The 6,372-nt window shown below is 39.2% G+C and carries 6 protein-coding genes; 3 read left to right on the top strand and 3 right to left on the bottom strand.

The genetic code is table 11. The features are described 5' to 3' along the window. Positions 1-596: 596 nt before the first annotated feature. Positions 597-911: a hypothetical protein gene (locus ABF638_RS17090; RefSeq protein ID WP_435024060.1), complete on the top strand. Its 315-nt coding sequence runs from the start codon at positions 597-599 to the stop codon at positions 909-911. Positions 912-1,470: 559 nt separating this feature from the next. Here ABF638_RS17090 and egtD read toward each other — a convergent pair. From egtD to egtC, 3 genes are all read right to left on the bottom strand, one after another. Next, positions 1,471-2,505, bottom strand: a complete 1,035-nt coding sequence (gene egtD, locus ABF638_RS17085) for an L-histidine N(alpha)-methyltransferase (protein ID WP_435024058.1) — start codon at positions 2,503-2,505, stop codon at positions 1,471-1,473. A 306-nt stretch (positions 2,506-2,811) separates the two neighbouring features. After that, entirely contained in the window at positions 2,812-4,137 is a 1,326-nt protein-coding gene (gene egtB, locus ABF638_RS17080) for an ergothioneine biosynthesis protein EgtB (protein WP_435024056.1), read from the bottom strand. Beyond that, positions 4,112-4,900: an ergothioneine biosynthesis protein EgtC gene (gene egtC, locus ABF638_RS17075; RefSeq protein ID WP_435024055.1), complete on the bottom strand. Its 789-nt coding sequence runs from the start codon at positions 4,898-4,900 to the stop codon at positions 4,112-4,114. The genes egtB and egtC overlap by 26 nt, the downstream gene beginning before the upstream one ends. 265 nt (positions 4,901-5,165) lie before the next feature. On the opposite strand from egtC, the gene ABF638_RS17070 reads away from it, so the two are divergent. Continuing rightward, complete coding sequence (locus tag ABF638_RS17070) at positions 5,166-5,519, top strand: DUF6717 family protein (protein WP_435024054.1); 354 nt, start codon at positions 5,166-5,168, stop codon at positions 5,517-5,519. A 39-nt stretch (positions 5,520-5,558) separates the two neighbouring features. After that, entirely contained in the window at positions 5,559-6,320 is a 762-nt protein-coding gene (locus tag ABF638_RS17065) for a nucleotidyltransferase domain-containing protein (protein ID WP_435024053.1), read from the top strand. The last annotated feature ends 52 nt before the right edge of the window (positions 6,321-6,372 follow it).

Genomic DNA, 6,372 nt, shown 5'->3' with positions numbered 1-6,372 from the left:
GCTCCGCGAACGCGCACCACGCAAATTAGTTCAGAAATCAAAGCGGATTCCTATATTGCTAAACGTACAATATATTTATTAACTAAATCTACTTCATCAAACTCAGGTTTTGTTAAAAGTTCATATACTTTTTGCTTGAGTTAGTTAAATATGCTAATTAAGAGTTGATCTATATAAATCTGCCTTTTTAAAAATTTCCGTAACATCCCTCTTCTATTAATAGGTTAAATATAACTAAGATATTAATGGTTGTGCTGGCTTAGTTGATTAAAAAGCGTCAATTATTCCAGGTGTATCTATTTGCCAACTCTCTATCAGACTGATTCATAGTCTTAATATAACCGCTCTCTTTTTACTCAAGAGAAGTTTACCTTCCCCTTTCTTTGTAGTAAAGGTAATTTAGGGAGGTTCGGTTGTTGTTAGGGAATTAATGTACTAAGCGCTAGTAGTCTATTGGTTTATCAATCGCTGCGATCAAGCTTGATTGTACAACAGCGTCATGACTTATATTGGAAAATTGCGATTTTATGTCCAACTAATAACAAACACAACTTCTTCAAGATTTGAATATTTATCAACCCATTTTACCAATCTCCATGAAACAATATATTTCTCATTTGCTCATACTGGTATTAGGAACAAGTTCGACTTTCATCGTTACTCCATCTCAAGCTCAAACTCCGGTCAAGCCCAACAGTCAAAATACTGATAATACTACTTCCGTATCTTCAAATTCATCTTCAGCTATTCAATTGAGTGATTTTGCTAATTCTACTAATAGCAAACCACCTATCCTCTCTGAGGCAGCTGATAATTCTTCTACTGCTAATGCAAATATAACTGCAACTAAGCCTGAACCAAGGGTTCCTATATTCAGCAGAATCTTTCGCACACCTTCAATGCAGCAATAATTAGCGGCTAAACATTTAGTTTCCTTTGCGCTGATAGGGTTCTGCATTCATACATGATGTATAACATTACCTGGTGAAAATACTACCCCAGTGAGAGATATTTTAATTGCTCTCTCTTGTTGAGTAGGATAAATATCATCTTCTTTTGTATCCAATATATTTGCCTCTCTCCTAAAAGGAGCTAAGGTGTACACTGTAGCCGAAAAGGAGAGAGGCTTTGAGTATTACTCCCCAACGCTACAAGGGTTAGGGCTGTTTTTGTTAGGTCTATGCCCTCTTCACTTTTCTTGTGGTCTGGGAAAAGGTTAAGGAAGGGGTAAAGGATGTATTTAAAACCTTTTCCCCTTTTACCGAACCGTATTGGTCTAAGTAAGTGGGCAAGAATAAATCAAACTACATTAAGTAATGTAAAATTCAATTGAATTAGCTCGTAGTAAGGGCTTTAGCCCTTAAGAGAGGACTAAAGTCCCCACTACAAACCTTTAATTATTTACGCTCACTTACTTATATTGGACTCAATTGGGAATCGCTATATTATGTGAGACATACCTGATTTGCTTTATGCTTGCAGTTGACAGAGCAGTAAACCAAACCATTGATTTGGATCTGTCCACACATGAAGAGGTAATAAACCCTCTGCGGTGAGTTGCTGTTTGATAGTATTAAGGTCAAATTTGCGAGAAATTTCGGTGAGGATAGTCTCATCTAGGGCAAAATTAACCTTGAGGTTAAGAGTGCGTAATTCTACAATTTGCGATCGCAAGCTGCGTAAATGCATTTCTATTTGATGCTCCCTTTCATTGTAAAATGCCCAGTGTTCAAACTGCGTGGTATCGAAATTACCCTCAAACCGCTGATTTAAATGCTCCAGCATATTAAGGTTAAAAGCTGCCGTTACTCCTTGGCTGTCGTTATAAGCTGGTTCCAAAATCTGTTTCGGCTTTCGTAAATCTATCCCCAATAATAAATACTCACCTACTTGTAGAGCATTTGTAATTTGAGAGAAGAACACATCACACTCATCAGGTGTCAGATTACCTAAAGTGCTACCAATAAAACAAATCATCCGACTGGGTAATTGCGTCGGTAGGAGTTTTGCAAGGGCTAATTCATAGGTTCCCGCCAGTGCACAAACTTGCAGTAAGGGATAATCTCCTAATAACTGCTTGGCGCTACTTTCCAACATACCTGCACACACATCAATTGGTAGGTAGTGCAGGGGATAGCCTAGCTGTTGGTAGGCATCTAGTAAAATGCGGGTTTTGTTAGAACTGCCACTGCCAAGTTCTACCAATTCACAAGGGCCTGTTATCTGGGCAATTTCACTAGCAAAATGCTGTAAGATCGTTGTTTCTGTGCGTGTAAGATAATATTCTGGCAAATAACAGATTTGCTCAAACAGATCAGAACCACGGTCGTCATAAAAGTAACAGGGGGGTAGAGATTTAGGTGTTTGAGTTAATCCCTTAACCACATCACTCCCAGCACTAGGTGCAACTATTTGAGTTGCTCCTACCAAACGTTCTATCTGCAAGCGTTTTTCAACGCTGCTTTGAGAAGTAACCTTGCTGTTAACAGCTTTAGATATCGACATTAAACCTCCGTATGCTTGGCGTAATAAGTGACCTTTTATGGCAGACCTTTACCCCAATCAGTGAAACACATTGTCATAGCTAATAAAATCATGCTTGAGCAATATTGCTCAAGCATTAGTGCTATTTGTAGCGATTTTCCCATTAAAATGACAGCAAGTAAGCGTTTAAGTGCTATTACTAACCCATTACTTCATCGAAAGTCGGCGGGAAACTCCATCCCGCAAGTGGCGTGGAGAGGGATAGCCACCCGCCAACTTGGGGCATTGGGCATTGGGCATTGGTGACTCTTCCCCATGTCCCATGCCCTATTCCCCATGCCCAAAAACTCCATTCCCATGTGGGTGGAGTTTTTCATCAGCAGCACAGCGAAACCCTGCGAAAAGTTGGCGTACACCGGGATGATACCAATTGCGAAAACTAGAACGCAGTACCCAAGAACGAGTTGCCCAACTACCGCCTTTTAAAACACGGTGCTGGTGGTCAAAATAAACTTGCGAGTAACCTGTGTAAGGGTAACTTTGGAAACCGTTGTAGCCATCAAACCAGGAATCTGTCCACTCCCAGACATTGCCGAGAGTATCGTACAAACCATAGGTACTTTGCCCAGCAGGGTGGGCATTTACTGCTGTTGTCTTACCAATTAAGCGATCTCTACGACGGGCTACGCCTACACAATTACACTGTTGGGCGGTTGGTTTTTCATCTCCCCAAGGATAGGTGCGGTGACTATTAGTCTGTGCATCCCAACTGACTGCTTTTTCCCATTCGGCTTCTGTGGGTAGCCGCTTACCCACAAATCGGGAGTAAGCCTCGGCCTCATACCAGCTAACACCGCAAACCGGGTGACTATCATAACTCCGTAGCTTGCTGCTGTAGGCATCGCTGCACCAGTAAAGTGGTTGAATCACTGACTCAACTTGTAACCATTGCCATCCGTCTTCTGACCACCATTGAGAATTTTGGTAGCCTCCCGCCTCAATGAATTCACGATACTGTCCACAAGTCACAGGGTAGCGGTCAATCAGATATGTATCCAAATACACTCGATGGGCAGGGCGCTCGTTATCTAGTGCATCAATTGAGTCGCTTCCCTGTTCAAATTCACCTGCTGGGATTTGAATCATTTCGGTAAAAGGAGTGGAGGATGTGGGGATGTGGAGGGTAACAACTTCTGCCTCCTGCCTCTTGTTTAATTCCAAGACAAAACTAATAATTTCACAGTGCTGACTTTCGTGCTGAATCAAAAAGTGCCATAGACGTTCTTGCTGCTCAATGTCAGCTACTTCTAGGTATTCGAGAACTTTTTCTCTAACTGTGTCTAGGTAATAACGAATTTCCTCTAAGTTTGGTAAATGAACACGTTCTGATTTGGGTAAACCATCAGCCGCAAATAGCTTACGGTATTGCGGAAACAAACAAGGGCTACCTGCACTGCGCTCTAGCAACCATAAAGACTCGATATAGGCAATATGCCCCAAGTGCCAGCCAACAGGGCTAAAGTCAGGATGAGGCTGACTACAGAATGTGGCTTCATCCATATCCTGGAACAGTGCAAAAGTTTGCAGACGACATTCATAAAAGGCTTGAAAAATAACCTCTTTCACACTAGATTTGCTCAATTTGGATCTCACAGTCTGCTCCCACACTAATAATGCTATTTTCTGGGCAAGCAATCCAATTACCTATAAATAGAGGTTCGGATGCAATAATTACAGATTTTGGAAAAGTCGGATCATCTCTTATCCAGTAAAGAGATGGAACTGGTGAATTGGTAGCAAAGCGAGAAGCTGTCAGGCGATTTCCATCACTAAAAACTACGTTGAGTGAGGCTTCTACTTGATAGCGTTTTGCCATCTCTAAAAGCGTTAATAATGTGTTGCGTAAAGCATATTCTGGAGGTCGATGTTTATTGATTTGACTTTGTGAAAGTAATAAGGCAAAAATGTGTTCAGAGTCAGTACTACCATTAATTTTTTCGTAAAAATCTTGGGTTAAAGTGCTGCGGATTTTTCTGTGTAATGTTTTGTGGAAATTTTCAATTCGTCCATTGTGAATAAAGAGTTGTTGTTGATGGTTAAAGGGCTGACAATTAGCAAAATCTACAGCTTGACCTGGTGTAGCACTACGGACATAAGCAAGTACACATTTAGATTCAACGTAACGGCTGAGACTGGGTAAGTTTATATCATTCCAAATAGGCAGGGTATTTTTGTAGATAAAAGGGTCAGTATCTTTTTGACTATGATACCAACCCACACCAAAGCCATCTGCATTTACTACCCCAGAGGTCATTTCGCGGGGTTGATAACTCTGGACTATCAGTGAGTGTTCTGGTTTATACAGAAGATATTCTAAAGAAACAGGCGAACCGAGGTAAGCAAGTAAACGGCACATGATTAAAGTATTTGCTCCCAATAGCTGTATAGAGTAAGCTTTCTCACTGAGAATTAGCTGACTTTTGGATAAATTTGCACTATCCTTGTTAACGAGTGCTACCTCATATCACCCTATTGACCTCCTCACTACACAAAACATTTAGCTTACTAATGTTTTATACAAACTTGTATTATTTTGGCGTAATTTTGAACTTCAGGAGTAATGTTCAACAAAATAGACAAATAATAAAGATTAATTACCAATAATCAAAAACCAATGACTGATGCCTAACTCAATAATGGTAATTTTCCCATATAGACATAATCAAACATGGGTATTTGATGATGAGCGAATGGAACTAATCCAAGAACCATTTGTCAGTGATATACCCGAAATGATTGATATTTTGGTTGATGGTATTGCTAATGTTGATGAAGGCTTTAAATTGTTATTTTCTGCAAATCCTTTTCCTGGTTATCAAGCTGAACTAATTTGGTTAAGAGCAGAATATAACGGTCATTGGTATTACTGGGATAAAAATAAATTGGAAGGTTGGCGGCTATGTCCAGCTTTGTTCAAATACTTCAGTGAACCGCCAAATAAAATATATTGTAAAGCTGAAAGCCTTTATTTGTAGAGAATATCTCAAAAGTTCTAATTTAACATAAAAAACATTATGAAGATTCCAAACTCTATTATAACAATTATTGGACAACAGCCTTACCCGCTTTTATTTGCAACTATCAGTGGTTCCCACTTATATGGCTTTCCGTCAGCTGATTCTGATTATGACTTGCGTGGTGTGCATATTTTACCAGTTACAGAAGTGGTGGGATTAGAGACGGGAAATGAAACTATTGAAGTTTCAGAAGTTCGTGAATCTTTGGAAATTGATTTAGTGACTCATGATGTCAAAAAATTATTTTTGATGCTACTTAAAAAGAATGGCTATGTGTTAGAACAACTGTACTCACCCTTAATATTAACAACTTCACCGGAACATGATGAATTGAAAATTATTGCCAAAAATTGTATTACCCGTCATCATAGCTACCATTATATTGGTTTTGCTACGACACAATGGAAACTTTTTCAGAAAGAACATACGTATAGGATTAAGCCATTACTTTATGTTTATCGAGTCCTGTTAGCTGGGATTTATCTGATGCAAACAGGGATAGTCGAAGCTAATTTAATTAATCTCAATGAGGTTTTTAATTTACCATATATTCCTGATTTAATCGCCCAAAAGTTAGCAGGTACAGAAAGGTCTGTTTTGTCAGATTTTAATATAGATTTTCATCAAAGAGAATATGAGCGTCTGCGTAATAAGTTGCAGGAGGCGTATGAATCTAGCCCATTACCTGAAGTACCTTCAGCAAATGTGGCTTTGCATAATTTGTTGATAAATTTGAGAACAAAAAGCTATGAATCATGAGTTCATCACTTCTCGTTCATAAGTGTTTTAAAAAACAGAATTTTAGTAAATT

It is taken from the genome of Nostoc sp. CALU 1950, from assembly GCF_051172895.1.
GTDB classification, from domain to species: domain Bacteria; phylum Cyanobacteriota; class Cyanobacteriia; order Cyanobacteriales; family Nostocaceae; genus Nostoc; species Nostoc edaphicum_A.
The sequence above is the reverse complement of the archived record's forward strand: the minus strand, read 5'-3'. Positions and strand labels throughout refer to the sequence as shown.